General features: G+C 59.8%; 18 protein-coding genes. 10 read left to right on the forward strand and 8 right to left on the reverse strand.

The annotated features are described in order from the left end of the window. Nucleotides 1–145 precede the first annotated feature (145 nt). On the forward strand, nucleotides 146–604 hold the full coding sequence (rsd, locus tag FW764_RS07265; RefSeq protein WP_083356160.1) for a sigma D regulator: 459 nt from the start codon (nucleotides 146–148) through the stop codon (nucleotides 602–604). A gap of 53 nt (nucleotides 605–657) precedes the next feature. Here the strand turns inward: rsd and FW764_RS07270 are convergent, their stop codons facing one another. Continuing rightward, on the reverse strand, nucleotides 658–1,335 hold the full coding sequence (locus FW764_RS07270; RefSeq protein WP_446433349.1) for an FKBP-type peptidyl-prolyl cis-trans isomerase: 678 nt from the start codon (nucleotides 1,333–1,335) through the stop codon (nucleotides 658–660). Between the two features lie 192 nt (nucleotides 1,336–1,527). Between FW764_RS07270 and FW764_RS07275 the strand changes: the two genes are divergently transcribed. Beyond that, a complete protein-coding gene (locus FW764_RS07275) occupies nucleotides 1,528–2,667 on the forward strand; it encodes an AlgP family protein (RefSeq protein ID WP_446433350.1) in 1,140 nt (379 codons plus the stop codon). On the opposite strand, the gene FW764_RS07280 is transcribed toward FW764_RS07275, so the two are convergent. Further along, complete coding sequence (locus FW764_RS07280; RefSeq protein WP_446433351.1) at nucleotides 2,664–3,125, reverse strand: TIGR02444 family protein; 462 nt, start codon at nucleotides 3,123–3,125, stop codon at nucleotides 2,664–2,666. The two genes, FW764_RS07275 and FW764_RS07280, sit on opposite strands and share 4 nt — an antisense overlap. Before the next feature lie 50 nt (nucleotides 3,126–3,175). On the opposite strand from FW764_RS07280, the gene FW764_RS07285 reads away from it, so the two are divergent. The 3 genes from FW764_RS07285 (at nucleotide 3,176) to FW764_RS07295 (ending at nucleotide 6,380) form a co-directional block, all read left to right on the forward strand. Next, nucleotides 3,176–5,086: an ATP-binding cassette domain-containing protein gene (locus FW764_RS07285; protein ID WP_446433352.1), complete on the forward strand. Its 1,911-nt coding sequence runs from the start codon at nucleotides 3,176–3,178 to the stop codon at nucleotides 5,084–5,086. Then, a complete protein-coding gene (locus tag FW764_RS07290; protein ID WP_053258609.1) occupies nucleotides 5,086–5,658 on the forward strand; it encodes a mechanosensitive ion channel family protein in 573 nt (190 codons plus the stop codon). Before FW764_RS07285 ends, FW764_RS07290 begins: the two co-directional genes overlap by 1 nt. Before the next feature lie 89 nt (nucleotides 5,659–5,747). Continuing rightward, nucleotides 5,748–6,380, forward strand: a complete 633-nt coding sequence (locus FW764_RS07295; protein ID WP_446433353.1) for a LysE family transporter — start codon at nucleotides 5,748–5,750, stop codon at nucleotides 6,378–6,380. 151 nt (nucleotides 6,381–6,531) lie between these two features. Here FW764_RS07295 and FW764_RS07300 read toward each other — a convergent pair whose 3' ends face one another. Genes FW764_RS07300 through FW764_RS07315 form a run of 4 tightly spaced genes read right to left on the reverse strand, consistent with a single transcriptional unit; the run spans nucleotide 6,532 to nucleotide 9,675 of the window. Further along, nucleotides 6,532–7,272 carry a penicillin-binding protein activator LpoB gene (locus FW764_RS07300; protein WP_446433354.1) on the reverse strand — a complete coding sequence of 247 codons (741 nt, stop codon included), beginning with the start codon at nucleotides 7,270–7,272 and terminating at the stop codon, nucleotides 6,532–6,534. Between the two features lie 3 nt (nucleotides 7,273–7,275). After that, nucleotides 7,276–7,863: a penicillin-binding protein activator LpoB gene (gene lpoB / locus FW764_RS07305; protein ID WP_446433355.1), complete on the reverse strand. Its 588-nt coding sequence runs from the start codon at nucleotides 7,861–7,863 to the stop codon at nucleotides 7,276–7,278. Nucleotides 7,864–7,898: 35 nt separating this feature from the next. Continuing rightward, entirely contained in the window at nucleotides 7,899–8,270 is a 372-nt protein-coding gene (locus tag FW764_RS07310) for a YcfL family protein (RefSeq protein ID WP_008439304.1), read from the reverse strand. A gap of 10 nt (nucleotides 8,271–8,280) precedes the next feature. Next, nucleotides 8,281–9,675 carry a COG3014 family protein gene (locus tag FW764_RS07315; RefSeq protein ID WP_446433356.1) on the reverse strand — a complete coding sequence of 465 codons (1,395 nt, stop codon included), beginning with the start codon at nucleotides 9,673–9,675 and terminating at the stop codon, nucleotides 8,281–8,283. A gap of 256 nt (nucleotides 9,676–9,931) precedes the next feature. On the opposite strand from FW764_RS07315, the gene FW764_RS07320 reads away from it, so the two are divergent. Together FW764_RS07320 and FW764_RS07325 are read left to right on the forward strand one after the other, a co-directional pair. After that, on the forward strand, nucleotides 9,932–11,827 hold the full coding sequence (locus tag FW764_RS07320) for an FTR1 family protein (protein ID WP_446433357.1): 1,896 nt from the start codon (nucleotides 9,932–9,934) through the stop codon (nucleotides 11,825–11,827). Between the two features lie 2 nt (nucleotides 11,828–11,829). Further along, nucleotides 11,830–12,285 carry a YaiI/YqxD family protein gene (locus FW764_RS07325; RefSeq protein WP_446433358.1) on the forward strand — a complete coding sequence of 152 codons (456 nt, stop codon included), beginning with the start codon at nucleotides 11,830–11,832 and terminating at the stop codon, nucleotides 12,283–12,285. A gap of 69 nt (nucleotides 12,286–12,354) precedes the next feature. Here FW764_RS07325 and elbB read toward each other — a convergent pair whose 3' ends face one another. Then, a complete protein-coding gene (elbB, locus tag FW764_RS07330) occupies nucleotides 12,355–13,020 on the reverse strand; it encodes an isoprenoid biosynthesis glyoxalase ElbB (RefSeq protein WP_446433359.1) in 666 nt (221 codons plus the stop codon). Nucleotides 13,021–13,136: 116 nt separating this feature from the next. On the opposite strand from elbB, the gene FW764_RS07335 reads away from it, so the two are divergent. After that, entirely contained in the window at nucleotides 13,137–14,372 is a 1,236-nt protein-coding gene (locus FW764_RS07335; RefSeq protein ID WP_446433360.1) for a sterol desaturase family protein, read from the forward strand. Here the strand turns inward: FW764_RS07335 and FW764_RS07340 are convergent. Further along, nucleotides 14,353–14,988, reverse strand: coding sequence for a DedA family protein (locus FW764_RS07340; protein WP_083360343.1), 636 nt, complete (start codon nucleotides 14,986–14,988; stop codon nucleotides 14,353–14,355). The two genes, FW764_RS07335 and FW764_RS07340, sit on opposite strands and share 20 nt — an antisense overlap. A 208-nt stretch (nucleotides 14,989–15,196) precedes the next feature. Between FW764_RS07340 and hemB the strand changes: the two genes are divergently transcribed. Next, nucleotides 15,197–16,210: a porphobilinogen synthase gene (gene hemB, locus FW764_RS07345; RefSeq protein ID WP_064454667.1), complete on the forward strand. Its 1,014-nt coding sequence runs from the start codon at nucleotides 15,197–15,199 to the stop codon at nucleotides 16,208–16,210. A gap of 18 nt (nucleotides 16,211–16,228) precedes the next feature. Next, on the forward strand, nucleotides 16,229–18,451 hold the full coding sequence (gene ppk1 / locus FW764_RS07350; RefSeq protein WP_446433361.1) for a polyphosphate kinase 1: 2,223 nt from the start codon (nucleotides 16,229–16,231) through the stop codon (nucleotides 18,449–18,451). The last annotated feature ends 122 nt before the right edge of the window (nucleotides 18,452–18,573 follow it).

An 18,573-nucleotide genomic window follows, 5' to 3' on the forward strand; every position in this document is an offset into this window, starting at 1 on the left:
AGCCATAGTCATGCGGGCATAATCTGGCCCGCACGCATTATCGAAACCGTTGTCAGATGCGGCCTTGTCCGGCTGCCGCTTTATCCTTGAAGTGTTGCGCGGGCACAGAGCGGCAGCGCCCCCCCTATAGGGAAGAGAGATCATCATGCTGGAAAGTTGTCAGAATGCTCAGGAACGCTGGGGTGGGGTGCACAAGCTGATCGACAGTTGGTTGAAGGCACGTCACGAACTGGTTCGGGCCTTTGATGCTCTCGGCGCAAAGCCTGAGGCACTGGCTGAAAATCGCGAACCGTTGCAGGAATTCTGTGGTGTGTTGGTGGACTACGTTTCTGCCGGCCATTTCGGCGTCTACGAACAACTGACCAAAGAGGCTGAAGCTTTTGATGATCAGCGTGGTCTGGACTTGGCCGAGACGCTTTACCCGCGAATCGATGTCATCACGGAAAAGCTGCTGGCGTTTACCGACCTGTGTGATGCAGGCAAATGTGTTGCGGAAAAATTCAAAGAGCTCGGTGGGTTGCTGCATGAGCGTTTCGAACTGGAAGACTGCCTGATCGAAGTGCTGCACAACGCCCATAAGGAAGAGGCGGCCACCCAGGCCTGAACCTCGGCGGCGAGATAAAAAACGGTGCGCATGGCGCACCGTTTTTTATTGGGTCAGTGGCGTGTGGCTAGCAATTCGATCTCGAACACCAGCGGCGTATACGGTGGTATCAACTCACCCGCACCGTCGGCGCCGTAGGCTTGGGCAGATGGAATGACCAGCCGCCATTTCGCGCCCACCGGCATCTGTCGCAGGGCACTGGCCCAGCCGCTGATCACGCTGTCCAGGCGAAACCATTGCGGCTGCGTGCTTTTGTCGAAGACGGTCCCATCGGGCAATCGCCCCACGTAGTTCACTTGCACCTCATCACTCGCTAATGGCTTGCTGCCGCTGCCTGGCGTGAGTTCCGTAAGCAGGATGCCATCCGCTAGTTCATGCACGCCGCTTGCGGCTTTTTCCTTGGTTAAAAATTGTTGCTCTGCGGCGAGTGCTTTTTCGCTTTGTGGCGCCTGAGCGTCGGCTGCGGTTTGTGCTTCGTGCTGGGCGAGAATCTGCTCGATGCGCGTGTTGTCCAGCGCCAGTGGCTTGCCTTGGTAGGCTTGGTTGAGGCCGTCGAGCAAGGCTTGGATCTGCAGGTCGGGGACTTCCTGGCGCAAGCGTTCACCGAGGCTGGCCCCCAGACTGTAGGCGAGGTCGTGTGAGTCTTGGGCAGTTGTTCTGGGCGGCGATTGCTCACCCGCATTGGCTGCAAAAACCACCAAGCTAAGCACTAAAAAAAGGTGACGTGACATGAGTATTCTCCCGCCGAAAGTGCGACGGATTATGCCAGTGTGAGTGCGTAAAAAGTGTCGTGGATTTTCGTTATATCGATAAGAATTTGCGCGCGGTGCAACGCAAGGCAAACGATACTGTCAACATGCCCTAGCGGCGGTAAGAGCAGAGGGCTAGTATGAGCCGCACCCACGTCAGCCAGGAGGTAAACCATGTCGGCCAAACAGAAGCCTGTAAATACCCCGTTGCATTTACTCCAACAACTTTCGGGCAGCTTGCTCGAACATCTGGAAAGCGCATGTTCCCAAGCCTTGGCCGATGCAGAAAAACTGCTCGCCAAGTTGGAAAAACAACGCGGTAAAGCACAAGAAAAGCTGCACAAATCCCGCACCAAACTGCAGGACGCCGCTACTGCCGGTAAGGCCAAGGCACAAGCCAAAGCCAAAGACGCTGTCAAGGAACTTGAGGAGCTGTTGGACGCCCTCAAGGATCGCCAAGCTGAAACCCGCACCTACATTTCCCAACTCAAACGCGATGCTCAGGAAAGCCTGAAACTGGCCCAGGGCGTTGGTCGTGTGAAAGAAGCTGTGGCTAAAGTGCTGGGCGCTCGCACGCCAGCAAAAGCTGTTGCGTCGAAAGCTGCGGCCAAGCCAGCGGCTAAAACGGCTGCTGCAAAGCCGGCCGCCAAGCCAGCGGCTAAAACCGCTGCTGCAAAACCAGCCGCCAAGCCAGCGGCTAAAACCGCTGCTGCAAAACCAGCCGCCAAGCCAGCGGCTAAAACGGCTGCTGCGAAACCAGCCGCCAAGCCAGTTGCTAAAACCGCTGCTGCGAAACCAGCCGGCAAGCCAGTTGCTAAAACCGCTGCTGCAAAACCAGCCGCCAAGCCAGCGGCTAAAACCGCTGCTGCAAAACCGGCCGCCAAGCCAGTTGCTAAAACGGCTGCTGCAAAATCGGCCGCCAAGCCAGTTGCTAAAACGGCTGCTGCAAAACCGGCCGCCAAGCCAGTTGCTAAAACGGCTGCTGCAAAACCGGCCGCCAAGCCAGTTGCTAAAACGGCCGCTGCAAAACCGGCCGCCAAGCCAGTTGCTAAAACGGCTGCTGCAAAACCGGCCGCCAAGCCAGTTGCTAAAACGGCTGCTGCAAAACCGGCCGCCAAGCCAGTTGCTAAAACGGCCGCTGCAAAACCAGCCGCTAAGCCAGCTGCCAAGCCTGCTGCTGCGAAACCAGCCGCTAAGCCAGCCGCCCCGGCAGCCTCGCCTGCTACGCCGACGGCGCCCGCCGCTCCAACGGCATCGGCCAGCAGCGCGTCTGCACCCGTAGCGCCAAGCACTACCCCAACCAGCGCTTCCTAAGTGCCGGAGGCCACGACGCGCAACTGCTGCAGCGCGTCGTGGTCAAGGTTGGCGGTTCCGGCCGCCAAGCTTTCAAGCCATCCCCGTTGATCCGCTTCTTCAGTCGGCCATGCCTGCGTCAACACTTCCAGGCGCGCCAACAGCTCCCGTTCGGCTTCCAGTTCCAGGGTTTTGAGCCGCTCGCGTAACGCCGCCAAAGGCAAATCCACTTGGGCCATGGCTCGCCATTGCAGGCGCACCTGTCGCAACGGTTCGACCACGTTTTTTTGCCAGGGCAGGGCAGCCTGCTGCAGCGCGTGAATGCGCCCAGGCTCAAGCGCCACACCTCGCCGCTCCAGCCAGGCAGCGCAGAGCAACAGGCACACATCTGCGCCTTGCTCCTGCAAGCGCAGGCAGGCGGCTTCGACGCCCGGTCGGGCGTAAGTCGAGAGGGCAAAGCTCCACAGGTCAGCGCACATATTCACACCCAAGCCAGCGGGCAACGAAGCTGGTAGACTCCGCCGCCATTATGATCCGACTTCAAAGCCTAACATTACAGCGTGGCCCGCAACGTCTTCTCGAAGACGCCGAGCTGACCCTGCACGCCGGTCACAAAGCCGGCCTGATCGGTGCCAACGGTGCCGGTAAATCCACGTTGTTCGCCCTGTTGCTGGGTGAGCTGACCCCGGATTCCGGGGACTGCTTGCTGCCGGCCGACTGGCGCATCGCCCATATGCGTCAGGAGATCGACACCCTCGACCGCATTGCGATCGACTACGTGCTCGATGGCGACCTGCGCCTGCGCCAGGTGCAACACGACCTGGCCGAGGCCGAGAAAGTCCAGGACGGTGCGGCTCAGGCCCGCCTGCACTCGGAACTCGACAGCGCCGACGGCTACACCGCCGACGCCCGTGCCCGCAAGATGCTGGCCGGTCTCGGCTTTACCAATGAGCAGATGGACCGCCCGGTCGCCGACTTCTCCGGTGGTTGGCGCATGCGCCTGAACCTGGCGCAGGCGCTGATGTGCCCGTCGGACCTGTTACTGCTCGACGAACCGACCAACCACTTGGACCTCGATGCGATCCTGTGGCTGGAAGACTTCCTCAAGAGCTACCCAGGTACTTTGCTGCTGATTTCCCACGACCGGGATTTCCTCGATGCCGTGGTCGACAACATCGCCCATGTCGAACAGAAGAAAATCACCCTCTACCGTGGCGGCTACACCGCGTTCGAACGCGCGCGTGCCGAGCGTTTGGCGCAGCAGCAGCAAGCTTTCGAGAAGCAGCAGGCGCAACGCGCGCACATGGAAAGCTACATCGCCCGGTTCAAGGCCCAGGCCACCAAGGCCCGTCAGGCCCAGAGCCGGATCAAGGCGCTGGAGCGCATGGAAGAACTGTCGGCGGCCCATGTTGATTCGCCGTTCGACTTCGTATTTCGTGAGTCGGTGAAGATCTCCAGCCCGTTGCTGGACCTGTCAGATGCGCGTCTGGGGTATGGCGATAAAACCATTCTGGAGAAGGTCAAGCTGCAGCTCACGCCGGGCGCACGTATTGGTTTGCTCGGCCCTAACGGCGCCGGCAAGTCGACACTGATCAAGAACCTGTCGGGTGAACTGCAACCGCTGGCCGGCCGCCTGACCCGTGGCGAGAACCTAGTGGTGGGCTACTTTGCCCAGCATCAGTTGGACTCACTCGATTCCAAGGCCAGCCCGTTGCTTCACCTGCAGCGTCTGGCCCCGACCGAGCGTGAGCAGACCCTGCGCGACTTCCTCGGTGGCTTCGACTTCCGTGGTGCGCGCATCGATGAGCCGGTATTGAATTTCTCCGGTGGCGAAAAGGCGCGTCTGGCCCTGGCATTGATCGCCTGGGACCGACCGAACCTGCTGCTGCTCGACGAACCCACCAACCACCTGGACCTGGAAATGCGCCTGGCGCTGACCATGGCTCTGCAGGAGTTCAGTGGTGCGGTATTGGTCGTGTCTCACGATCGCCACTTGCTCAAGAGCACCACCGACAACTTCCTGCTGGTGGCTGACGGCAAAGTTGAAGAGTTCGACGGCGACCTGGACGACTACGCCCGCTGGTTGACGGAGTACCGCCTGCGCAACGCGCCGGCCAGCAACACGCCGGTCAACCCGGACAAGACCGACAAAAAAGCCCAGCGCCAGGCCGCCGCCGCACTGCGTCAGCAGTTGGCGCCGCACAAGCGTGAAGCCGACAAGCTGGAAGCCGAGTTGGGCAAGGTGCATGAGCGCCTGGCCAAGATCGAAACCAGCCTGGGCGACAGCGCCGTCTACGAGGCTGCGCGCAAGGATGAGCTGCGCGACCTGCTGGCCGAACAGGCCAAGCTCAAGGTGCGTGAAGAGCAGTTGGAGGAAACCTGGATGGAGGCCCTCGAGCTGCTGGAAAGTCTGCAAGCGGAGCTGGAGGCGCTGTCCTGATGGAAGCACTGCACCTACCGTTACCGACGCAATGGGTGGAACCGGCCTGGATTGGCGTGCAAATCCTGCTGATTCTACTGGCCGGTTATCTGGCCCAGCGTTTTGTTGCCAAAGGTCTCACCCGCTTGGGTGAGCGCTACCCGTTCCCGCCGCAATTGCTGATGCCTCTACGTGGCGGCCTGCGCTGGCTGATCATGGGCAGTGCGTTAATTTTCGTGCTGGGCCGCCTAGGCGTGTCCGCCACGGTGTTGTGGACGGCGCTGTCAGGGTTTGTCGCGGTTGCCGCTGTGGCGTTCTTCGCCATGTGGTCGGTATTGTCCAACCTGCTGTGCGCTATCTTGATATTCACCGTCGGGCCGTTCCGCCTCGGTGATATCGTCGAGTTGGTGGACACCGTCGATAAGCCCGGCGTGAAGGGGCGGGTAGTGGCGATCAACCTGCTCTACACCACGCTGATCGAAGTGGAAGATGCCGGTACCGGCAGCGCGATGGTGCAAGTGCCTAACAGCTTGTTCTTCCAGCGCTCGGTGCGGCGTTGGCCCGGCACCCATGTGTTCCCGGGCGACCGCTAATATCCCGACCCATTAAAAATAGATAGCCAGCCTTTGGTCGGCGGAGTTAGCTTTAGGTACAACCGCTAACTCTCCCCCTGAGGTGTGTAATGGCACTCGACACATGGCTGGCCTTTTTCCTGGCCAGTTGGATCATCTCCCTTTCCCCCGGTGCCGGCGCAATCGCGTCGATGTCCAGCGGCTTGCAATACGGTTTCCTGCGCGGTTACTGGAATGCCATTGGCCTGCAACTGGGCCTGGCGATGCAGATTGCCGTGGTCGCGGGCGGCTTGGGTGCCATTCTGGCGGCGTCTTCGACTGCGTTTTATGCGATCAAATGGTTCGGTGTGGCGTACCTGGTGTACCTGGCCATCAAGCAGTGGCGTGCCCTGCCCATGGACATGAGCGAGGACGCGGCGATACGCCCGATCGGTAAGCCGATGGCGATGATGTTCCGTGGTTTCCTGGTCAACGCCAGCAACCCCAAGGCCCTGGTGTTCATGCTGGCGGTGCTGCCGCAGTTCGTAAACCCGCAGGCGCCTTTGCTGATCCAGTACCTGATCCTGGGCGCGACCATGATCAGCGTTGATATGATCGTGATGGCAGGTTATACGGGGTTGGCGTCGAAAGTCTTGCGCCTGTTGCGCACGCCTAAGCAGCAGAAGCGTGTGAACCGCACGTTTGCCGGCTTGTTCGTGGGGGCTGCGGGTTTCCTGGCCAGCTTGCATCGCGCAACAGCGTAAACCTCGGTACCTCTGAAGAAACCGAGTTAAAAGTGTGGGAGGGGGCTTGCTCCCGATGGCGGTGTCTCAGTTACAGCTAAGCTGACTGACACCCTGCTATCGGGAGCAAGCCCCCTCCCACATAGGTTGTGTGTTTCCAAAGGATTACCCTTCAGCGCAGGATCTTCGGCGCTTCATCCCTTGGCAGGTTATTGCGCAACACCGGCTGGCCAGGCTCTTGATAGCCGCCGCCCAACTGTTCTGCCAGTTGCCGTGCCACGTCCTCACCCAGTGCCTTCGACACTTCCTTCACCACACGCGGTCGGTTCAGGCTCACGCGCATGTCGCGGCTGTTCACCAGCTTGGTGTCCTGGCCTTCGCCCATGGCGGTGAACGCTGAGGTGATCTCGAAAGTGCGCGTGTTGATCAGGCTGAAATCCGCCACCAGTGTCAGGCCGAGCACGGCCGAATAGCTGTTGGTGTGGTCCAGTGCGTTGATGTCTTGGGTGAAGTCGATGTCTGACAAGGTGCCGAACAGCACGTAGTCCGCGCCCTTGAAGTGACCGGCCTTGATGCGCTTGATCACGTCATAGACGTCACCCTTGGCGTCGGCGGTGTAAGGCGTGCCCTGCACCAGTTGGAACCGGTGTGACTTGAGAATCTCGCCCTTGATATCACCGCTGAATTTGCGCAGCTCGGTCTGCTCGATGTAGCGGGTGCGGCTCTCATACTCGCTGTAGTTCGACGCACCGCTGGCGTGATACGCGCTGGCCTGGAAGTTGTTGCTGGCCGAGACCGCGTGGATGTACTCCTCCACCTTTGCCTCGTAGGCCAGGTCGGTCACCGCGATCTTCGGGGCAGCCGAGGCGCCAAAGGCGCACAGCAAGCTGATCAAACCGATCCATACACGCATTGCTTAGCGCTCCGTGGTCTTGCGGATTTCTTTTTCGTCCATCCATTCGGCCAGGCCGCTTTCGACGTCGATCAGTTGCAGGCTGAATTTATAGAACACGTCCTTGTAGTCCGAGCTGCGCTTGACGATGGAGCTGATCGAGCCTTCCAGGCGGTACTTGGCGGCGACCATGTTGCCAGTCTTGCTGACGCTGGACTTCTTGTACAAACCGCTCTGGTTCTGCAGCTTCAACTGGTCGACCTGGCTTTGCATGTCGGTGTTGTCGCTGGCGAAGCGGGCGGTGCCGGTCTTCATCAACTGGGTCTTGATCGACGTGGTGATCTCGCGGGTATCGATGTACTCGCTGGTCTTGTTCTTCACGTCATACACCTGCACCACCGGGCGGCCTTGCAAGATGCCGGATTGGGCCAGGGAACGGGTCATGCTTTCGGCAATCATCTGCAGGTCGGTTGAACCGAACTCGTTGGTCACCAGTTCCACGGCCTTGGTGTCGCCGTAGCTGATGTTCTTGCCGCCGAGTACTGGCGAAGTGTTGGAGCAGCCGCTGGCGAGGAGGGCGACGACGGCGAGAATCGAGAAGCGTGCAAACATGGGGAAATCTCTCTGGAAACTGATCGGTGAGGGCTTCAAGGCGTTTTCACTTCAAGACGGAAGTCAGCCGCCTGGGGCAAATTGGCGATGGCCGGCAGGAAGGTGGCCTGGTTGGCGTACAGGTTCAGTACCTTCCAGGTTTCTTCATCGCCCACCGGGAAGCCGTCGGCACCCAGCCAGGCAAAGCGGTAATACATCATCTGGTTGCTGCTGGTGATGTTGCTCAACTGCACCTTGGCCGTGAGGAAGCCGTTTTCGCGGGCCACACGAATGGCGCCGACGGCGATGCCTTTGAACTTGCCCATCACTACGATTTTGCTGGCGGCGCTGCCGGGTTCCGGCGGCGGTGGGGTGGCGCAGCCGGCAAGCAGGACCAGCGCCAGGGCGCCGAGAATGAAATGACGCATAGCGTGCTCCTTAAGGTTGTTTGAGGGCGATGGCCTGGGTGGATGTGCTCGGCACCACATGAGCGGCCAGGCCACCGGCGAATACTTGGTTGCCAACCACGCGCAGGGTGATCACCTGATAGCGCTGGTCAGCCTTGACCGTTACCAGCGTGCCGCCAAGGGCGTTGGGCAGGCTGACCTGGTGCTCACCATGCTTGAGGCGCAGGCGCGTGACTTGGGTCATGTCCGGCAGGGTGCGCCAGGTGCGGGTGTCGGCGCCTTCGGTGACGGCCGAAGCAATGCCCAGCACCAGGCCTGCCATGGGATTGGTCTTGTTCAGGTTGTTCTGCGCAATACCACGGCTGACCGCGCGCACGGTGGTGCGCAGGATGATCCCCGGCATGTCGTCACGCAGGGCGCGGCGCGACATGGCGGTGGTGCTGTTGAGTGCGGTGAGGTTCTGTTGCTTGCCGTCCACGCCGATCTGGGCGAAGGTCGCGGTGGAGGTATCGGCCTTGATTACCGGGAACGACAGCGGGGTGATCACCAGATTGCCATTGATCGGGATCGGCAGCGGCAGGCGGATCGAATCGCGCGCCGGTGCCAGGCCGCTCTGGACCACGATCAGGACGTCTGCCTCATCGGCGCCGACCTTGGATTTATCCAGGTCCAGCAACGCTTGCTCCAGCAATGGCGTGTTGGGCCGTAGCTCGGCTGCCTTGCGATAGCCCGGCGCAGCCAGGTCTCGTTCGCCAAGCGCTTCGTAGACAAAGCCTGCCAGGTAATGGCTGAACGCACTCTGGTAGCTGTTTTTCAGGCCGACCACGTCCGGCGCATTCAGTGCTTCCACCGGGTAGCCGCGCAGGTCTTTGATCTGGGTGGTGATGCCTTGGCGCTCGGCTTCGTTTTCGCGCTTGAGGTATTCCTTGTCACGCAGGTCGGCGATCACGGCTTCGCGTTCGTGGGTCTTCTTGATCTCGGTGCGGGCGCCGTCGAAGTCATTCAGGGCCAGCAGGTTCAAGGCCATCTGGGTGGTCAGCATGACTTTTTCGTAGTCATAGCCTTCATAGCGACGCACTTTGTCGTTAACCATGAAGCTGGCGAACTGGGCGAGGTACTTCTCGCTGTCGAACTTGACCGACTCTTCCCACTTGTACACTTGCAGATCAGCACTGCGCCAGGCGATCTGGCTGCCGGTGAGGTCGCCCTTGGCGCGCAACAACTCGCCCTTTTCAAAGAAATAAAGCAGGTCTTTATCTTCGCTGGTGTTGTTCTTTTCCAACAGGTTCAATGCGCCGTCGACATTGCCGGTGGCCAGTTGTTGGTTGGTGGCTTGCAGCTCAGTGTCGTAGCTGCGAAACATCGAGCAACCGGACAACAAGGTAATCGCTACGAGCGCGAGCGGGGTTAAGGCGCGAAATGCCATGCAAACTTCTTCCCTGAAAGTGATCAGCCGATCTGCTAATTCCTCATAAAAACGAGGAAATAAATTCCCTTTCGAAATAACAGGGCGCGGCATTATAGGCGCCATTACTGGCAAAACAATGGCTTTTTGCTGCGTTTTTTGTAGGAGTGCGATTGTTTCGACGGCAATATTTCCACCGTTTTATTACTGACGTCTTGAGTCAAACCCCTTAAAGTTAAACAATGTGTTACTTCGCATTTCCCTTTGAGATTCATTCATGACTGCCCTCTACCGTTTTCTCGCCTGGCTGATGCTGCCGGCGCTGATGTCGTGCAGCTTTAATCTGTTGGCGGCGACTGCCGAGGGCGCACCTCAAGCCCTGCACCTGCTGGATTACATCGGTGCTGACTATCCGCCGACGGTGGACGCGGGCAAGGTCGTGGATGAATCCGAATACCGCGAGCAGGTGGAGTTTCTTGGGGTATTGCAGGGCTTGGTAGCGGATTTACCCGTGAAGCCCGAACGCGCCGACTTGATAAAAGGCGTCAATGAATTACTGGCGGCGGTGACCGCGCGTGAAGAGGGCACGACCGTCGCCCATCAAGCCCGTCAATTAGGGGCCAAGTTGGCCGTGGCGTACGAAGTCAGCCAAGCCCCGGCGATCACACCAGACCCCACGCGCGGCGCACCGCTCTACGCCCAGCATTGCTCGGTATGCCACGGCACTGTGGGCGCGGGTGATGGCCCGGCCAGCACGGGCATGACGCCGCCGCCCGCTAACTTGCGGGACGCTGCGCGACTGGACCGCCTGAGCCTCTATGCGATCTACAACACGCTGGGCCTGGGGGTCGAAGGCACCGACATGCCGTCCTTTGCCGACCAATTGGATGACCGTCAGCGTTGGGACTTGGCAACCTATATCGCCAGCTTCACCGCCGACCCGGCTGCGGCCAAAAGCGAACAACCCTTCAACCTGGCGGACTTGGCCCGCCAGACCCCTAACGAAGTACTGGCTGCAAAAGGCCCGGCTGCAGCGGCGACGTTCCGCGCCCAGCGTGCGCAACCGCCCCAGGTCAAGCGTGGTCCGGCGCAGTTGCTTGATTACACCGCGACGACCCTGGACAAGAGCCTCGCCGCGTTCCGCAACGGTGATCACGAACAGGCGTACGACTTGTCGGTAGCGGCTTACCTGGAAGGCTTCGAGTTGGTGGAAAGCTCCCTGGACAACGTCAACGCCAACGTGCGCAAAGACACTGAGAAAGCCCTGATGGCTTACCGGCAGTCGTTGCAGGACGGCTTACCGATCGAGCAGGTGCAGCAGCGCCTGGATGTGGCCAAGGGCAAGCTCACCGAATCTGCCGGCCTGCTGGGCAGTGATGGACTGAGCTGGTCGTTGAGCTACATCTCCGGCTTGCTGATCCTGTTGCGTGAAGGTCTGGAAGCGATTCTGGTGCTGGCGGCGGTCCTGGCGTTCCTGCGCAATACCGGCCAGCAATCGGCTGTACGCAGCGTCAACATCGGCTGGGGGCTGGCGCTGGTGGCTGGTCTGGCGACCTGGGCATTGGCGGCGTATGTGATTGACGTCAGCGGTGCTCAACGTGAATTGCTGGAAGGTTGCACGGCGCTGTTTGCCAGTGTGATGGTGCTATGGCTGGGCGTGTGGATGCACGACCGGCGCCACGCGGCAGCCTGGCAGGATTACATCAAGAGCAGCCTGGTAAGCGGCGGCGGGCGTTTCGGTTTTGCGATACTGGCGTTCTTTTCGGTATACCGCGAGTTGTTCGAAGTGATCCTGTTCTATGAAACCCTGTGGCTGCAAGCCGGTCCGGCCGGGCACAACGCGGTATTGGCGGGTGGCGCCACGGCGCTAGTGCTGCTGGTGGGCTTGGCCTGGGTGATCCTGCGCGGTTCGGCGAAGCTGCCATTGGCGTTGTTCTTTGGTATCAACGCGGCGCTGTTGTGCGCGCTGTCGGTGGTGTTCGCCGGGCATGGCGTGAAAGCGTTGCAGGAAGCCGGCATCTTCGGCACGCGGCCGGTGGCGTTCTTTGACTTCGACTGGCTGGGCATTCACGCCGATGCCTACTCGCTGAGTGCGCAGGTCATGGCGATCCTGGCGATTGTGCTGCTGTACGGCCGCAGCCGCGTGGCGGAAAAACGCCGTGTGGCAGCATAACCATGCGCGTATGGATCGATGCAGATGCTTGCCCTCGTGCGGCCAAGGACCAGGTGGTGAAGTTCGCCCTCAAGCGTCAGTTCGAAGTGGTGCTGGTGGCGGGGCAGAGCCAGATCAAGCCGAGTTTTGCCTGCGTGAAGCTGATCGTGGTGCCCAGCGGCCCGGACGCGGCGGATGACTATCTGGTTGAGCACGCGGTGCCCGGTGAGTTGGTGATCTGCAGCGATGTGCCTCTGGCCGACCGGCTGGTAAAAAAGGGCGTGACGGCCCTCGATCCTCGAGGTAAGGAATTCAGCCCGGCGAACATGAGTGAGCGATTGGCGGTGCGTAACCTGTTCACCGATCTGCGTGAACAGGGCCAGATGGGCGGTGGCCCACCGCCCCATGGGGAAAAGGACAAGCAGGCATTTGCCAATGCGCTGGACAGGATACTGACCCAGTTGATGCGCGAGGTCTGACCTTGTGAACAGTGCTTTTTGTGGCTGACGAGTTGCTGTGGCGAGCGGGCTAACCACCATTAAGCGCGCTCAATCATTTTCGTGGGTCAATTCCAGCACGCGATCCACCAGCTTGTTGATGCCTGAAGCCACTTCACTGATGCTCTTGCCGAGCATGTAGGCTGGGGTGCTCACCAGTTTGCGAGCCTTATCCTCGACAATATCCTCAACCCCGCATTCCTGGTGGGTGGCGCCCATTTTGTCCAGGGTGGCGGCGGTGTCGGCGCAATTGCCGATGGTGCAGGTGACGCCGGGGCCGTAGATCTTCGCGGCCAGCGCCGGTGAGATGCAGATCAGCCCCACCGGCTTGCCCGCTTCGGCAAACGCTTCGGCCAGCGCCAGCACGTGCGGGTTAACGCTGCAACCCGCGCCTTCCACGGCAAAGTTCGACAGGTTCTTCGCCGCGCCAAAACCGCCGGGCACGATCAGTGCGTCGAAGTCTTCGGCGCTGGCTTCACGAATGTCCTTCACTTCACCCCGGGCGATGCGCGCCGATTCCACCAGCACATTGCGCGACTCGGGCATCTCTGCGCCGGTGAGATGATTGATCACGTGATGTTGCGCGATATCCGGTGCAAAGCATTGGACCTCAGCGCCACGCTGGTCGAGGCGCAGCAAGGTGATCACACTTTCGTGGATCTCTGCGCCGTCATACACGCCACAGCCGGATAGGATCACTGCAATCTTTTTGCTCATGAGTATTTCTCCCTGTTTCATGGCGTTAAATGTCTACTAATTTGTCACCTGTTGCCAATGGGATCTCGCGCCGCTACACCTAATCTTGATGTAACAAAAATAGACCGGACTAGCCCATGGACTTCGTGCCTTATGCGGTACCGTTTTTCATTGCCTTGATCGTGGTTGAGCTGCTGGCCGACCACTGGCGCGGCGAGCGCAACTATCGGGTGGCGGATGCCATCAACAGCCTCAGCACCGGTGTGCTGTCGACTACCACCGGGCTGTTGACCAAAGGTGTGGGCCTGCTGACCTACGCGTTCGCCCTCAAGCACCTGGCATTGATCGAACTGCCAGCCCAGAACCTCTGGACTTGGGTGTTTGCCTTCGTGTTCTACGACTTTTGCTACTACTGGCTGCATCGCTGCGGGCATGAGCGCAATATCCTGTGGGCTGCACATTCGGTGCACCACCAGAGCGAGGACTACAACCTCACCACCGCCTTGCGCCAGACCAGCACCGGTTTTCTGCTGAGCTGGATTTTCTACTTGCCGCTGGCCGTGGTGGGCGTGCCGTTGGTAGTGTTTATCAGCGTGGCCTCGCTCAATCTGCTGTATCAATTCTGGGTGCACACCCGCCACGTGCCCAAGCTCGGCTGGTTCGAGTGGTTCTTTGTCACACCGTCCAATCATCGGGCCCACCATGCACAGAATGCTCTTTACATGGATCGCAACTATGGCGGCGTGTTCATTATTTGGGACCGGCTGTTCGGCAGCTTCCAGGAAGAAGACGATAACGAACCGGTTATCTTTGGCGTCACCACGCCGTTGGCCAGTTGGAACCCCCTGTGGGCCAACCTGCAGTTTTATGCGCAACTGTGGAGTGACGCGCGACGTACGCAGAGCCGGTGGGACAAGCTGCGTATCTGGTTCATGCGCACCGGCTGGCGGCCGGCGGATGTTAAGGCCAAATACCCGCTGACCAAGCCCGACTTGAGCCAGTTCCGCAAATTCGAAGTGCCTTTGGACGCGCGTCAGCAGGTCTACATTGCCCTGCAATTCGCGGCGTATGTGGGGTTTGGCAGCTATTTGATGAATTTTGGCGAAGGGTTGCCCACGGCGGCGCTAGTCTTAGGCTGGAGTGCGATGGCCTTGGGGTTGTTTACGCTGGGCGTGGCCCTGGAGAATCGCCCTTGGGCATTAAAAGCTGAGATGGTGCGCCTGGGGCTGAATGTGCCACTGGTATGGCTGGCGCCGCTGGTTGGGTTGTGGCCGGCCAGCAACTTGGGCTGGCTGGGCCTGGTGACTTACAGCTTGCTCAGCGTGATCGGCCTCTACTGTTGCAGAGACCGGCTTACTCGATTGGCGTCTTAGGCGCGTCGATCGGGGCTGGCTCGGCGGCGAGCCGGGCCTTTGCATCTTCGCAGGCCTGGCGGGCAATGCGCGCGTTCTTGAAGCGGCGACGTAGCCACAGGCCTAAGCCCAGCAGCAGCAACGCGCCCAACACCCACAGCTCGTATTTCTTGATGCTGCCCAGCATGCCTTCCAATACTGCGCCAAAATGGTAGGCCGCAGCGCCCAGCGCTGCCGCCCATACCGCAGCACCAATGCCGTTAAGCAGCAAATAGCGCAAAGGCGGGTAACCGGACAAGCCAATCGCCACCGGCATCACGGTTCGCAGACCATACACAAACCGAAAGCTCAGCACCCAGATGTCCGGATGCTTACGGATATGTTCCAGCGCTTTGTCGCCCATCAATTGCCATCGCGGCTTGCGCGCAAGCAGCTTGCGGCCGTGCTTGCGCCCCATGTAGTACCAAAGCTGATCGCCGGCGTAGCTGCCAAAAAAGGCAACGACCACCACCAGGTTGATATCCATGTATCCACGGAACGCCAGGAAGCCTGCGAGCACGAGGATGGTCTCGCCTTCGAAGAACGTGCCGAGGAAGAGAGCAAAGTAGCCGAAGTCATGCAGAAATTGTTGAAGCATGGTCTGGGGTGCTGGCGAAATGAACGCGCAGCCTACGCCTTCATGAAGATTCATGAAAGTATCGAGATGTGTCACGAGATGAACAATTCCTACGTAAATGACGAATGCGACTACAGGTCGCATCGATAAGCACAACTGTCATTCCTTCGTCATAATGGCCGCTTATAACTGCAACGCTCGCCCGTAAACACGGGCTCAGGAGTCTGTCGTGAGCTTTACCCCTGCCAATCGCCTGTTCCCTGCTACCCGCCTGCGTCGCAATCGCCGTGATGATTTTTCTCGCCGCCTGGTGCGTGAAAACGTGCTGACGACGAACGATCTGATCCTCCCGGTGTTTGTATTGGACGGTGAAAATCGTCGGGAAGCGGTGGCGTCGATGCCGGGAGTGGAGCGTTTGACCATTGATTTGCTGCTTGAAGAAGCGGCGAACTGGGTCGAACTGGGGATTCCGGCGCTGGCACTGTTTCCGGTGACGCCGTCTGAACTCAAGTCCCTTGATGCTGCCGAAGCCTGGAACCCGCAAGGCATTGCACAGCGCGCCACCCGCGCCCTGCGCGAGCGTTTCCCGCAGCTGGGTGTGATCACCGACGTAGCACTGGACCCGTTCACCACCCACGGTCAGGATGGCATTCTTGATGAAGACGGCTATGTTCAAAACGACATTACCGTGGACGCGCTGGTTAAGCAGGCGTTGTCCCACGCAGCCGCAGGCGCTCAGGTCGTCGCGCCGTCGGACATGATGGATGGCCGCATCCAGGCGATTCGCGAAGCCCTGGAGCTGGCCGGTCACGTTAACGTACGGATCATGGCCTACTCGGCCAAGTATGCCAGCGCCTATTACGGCCCATTCCGGGATGCGGTGGGCTCGGCACTGAATCTGGGCAAGGCCAACAAGGCTTCGTACCAGATGGACCCGGCCAACAGCCATGAAGCCCTGCACGAAGTGGCGGCCGACCTGGCCGAAGGCGCCGACATGGTGATGGTCAAGCCCGGGATGCCGTACCTGGACATCCTTTACCGGGTCAAAGAGGAATTCAAGGTGCCGACCTTTGTCTATCAGGTCAGCGGTGAATACGCCATGCACATGGCCGCGATCCAGAATGGTTGGTTGAGTGAAGGGGTGATCCTCGAATCCCTGACTGCCTTTAAACGTGCTGGCGCTGATGGCATTCTGACCTACTTCGCCGCCCGCGCCGCCCAATTGCTTAGAGAGCAACAATAGCCCTCACAGGAACACTCGATGAATACCGAAGGACTCTCAGAAGTTGCCGTAAAAGACGCTCACCCGGTGGTGGAAAAAGTCACCGAGACCCCGCCAGAGCTGGAGCCCGCACCGCCTGTGGCGGTGGCGGAAGCGCCCGCACCCGCGCCAGTGGTCGCGGTGACCAACTTGGATGACAGCAGCCTGTACATCCACCGCGAGCTGTCACAACTGCAATTCAACATCCGTGTGCTGGAGCAGGCGCTGGATGAGTCCTACCCGCTGCTGGAACGGCTGAAATTCCTGCTGATTTTCTCCAGCAACCTGGACGAGTTCTTCGAGATTCGCGTCGCTGGCCTCAAGAAGCAAATTACCTTCGCCCGCGAACAAGCCGGCGCCGACGGCCTGCAACCGCATCAGGCACTGGCGCGCATCAGCGAGCTGGTGCACGGCCATGTGGACCGCCAATACGCGATCCTCAACGACATCCTGCTGCCAGAGCTGGAAAAACATCAGGTCCGCTTCATCCGTCGTCGCCACTGGACCACCAAGATCAAAACCTGGGTGCGCCGTTACTTCCGCGACGAGATTTCACCGATCATCACGCCGATCGGTCTCGACCCGACGCACCCATTCCCATTGCTGGTGAACAAGAGCCTCAACTTTATCGTTGAGCTTGAAGGTATCGACGCCTTTGGTCGCGATTCGGGCCTGGCGATCATCCCGGCACCGCGTCTGTTGCCACGGATCATCAAGGTACCGGAAGAGGTGGGGGGCGCTGGCGACAACTATGTATTCCTCTCCTCGATGATCCATGCGCATGCGGACGACCTGTTCCAGGGCATGAAGGTCAAGGGCTGCTACCAGTTCCGCCTGACCCGTAACGCCGACCTGGCGCTGGACTCCGAAGACGTCGAAGACTTGGCCCGTGCCCTGCGCGGTGAGCTGTTCTCGCGGCGCTACGGTGACGCGGTGCGCCTGGAGGTGGCGGATACCTGCCCGAAACACTTGTCGGATTACCTGCTCAAGCAGTTCAACTTGGCCGAGTCCGAGTTGTATCAGGTCAATGGCCCGGTAAACCTGACGCGCCTGTTCAGCATCACCGGCTTGGACAGCCATCCGGAGCTGCAATACACGCCGTTCACGCCGCAGATCCCGAAGTTGCTGCAAAACAGCGAGAATATTTTCAGCGTGGTGAGCAAGCAGGACATTCTGCTGCTGCACCCCTTCGAGTCTTTCACGCCGGTGGTCGACCTGCTGCGCCAGGCTGCCAAGGACCCGCATGTATTGGCCGTGCGCCAGACCCTGTACCGCTCCGGCGCCAACTCCGAAATCGTCGACGCGCTGGTAGACGCCGCGCGTAACGGCAAGGAGGTCACCGCAGTGATCGAGTTGCGTGCGCGGTTCGACGAAGAGTCCAACCTGCAATTGGCCAGCCGCTTGCAAGCAGCCGGTGCTGTGGTGATCTACGGTGTGGTCGGTTTCAAGACCCACGCCAAGATGATGCTGATCCTGCGCCGCGAGGCCGGTGAGATCGTACGCTACGCGCACTTGGGCACCGGTAACTATCACGCCGGCAACGCCAAGCTCTACACCGACTACAGCCTGCTGACCTCCGACGACGCCTTGTGTGAAGACGTCGGCAAGTTGTTCAGCCAATTGATCGGCATGGGCAAGACCTTGCGCATGAAGAAGCTGCTGCACGCGCCGTTCACGCTCAAGAAGGGCATGCTCGACATGATTGCCCGCGAAACCCAGTTCGCTCTTGAAGGCAAGCCGGCGCACATCATCGCCAAGTTCAACTCGCTGACCGATCCGAAGATCATCCGCGCGCTGTACAAGGCCAGCCAGTCCGGTGTGCGCATCGACTTGGTAGTGCGCGGCATGTGCTGCCTGCGCCCAGGCATTGTCGGCGTCTCGCATAACATCCATGTACGCTCGATCATCGGCCGCTTCCTGGAACACACGCGGGTGTTCTACTTCCTCAACGGCGGCGAAGAGCAGATGTTCCTCTCCAGTGCCGACTGGATGGAGCGCAACCTCGATAAGCGGGTGGAGACGTGCTTCCCGGTGGAAGGTAAGAAGCTGATCATGCGCGTCAAGAAGGAGTTGGAAAGCTACCTCACCGATAACACTCACAGCTGGAGCCTGCAATCGGACGGCCGTTATCTGCGCAACACCCCGACCGGCAACCAGAACCCGCGCAGTGCGCAGGCGACGTTGCTGGAGAAGCTGGGTAGCCCGATTCTGGCGGTGAACTAAAGCCCGACAGGGTCAAAAAATGTGGGAGGGGGCTTGCTCCCGATTGCAGTGGGTCCGTTGATGAACAGTTCAACTGACACTCCGCTATCGGGAGCCAAGCCCCCTCCCACATTTGTTTTGTA

The sequence above is a fragment of the Pseudomonas sp. 1152_12 genome, from assembly GCF_052850675.1.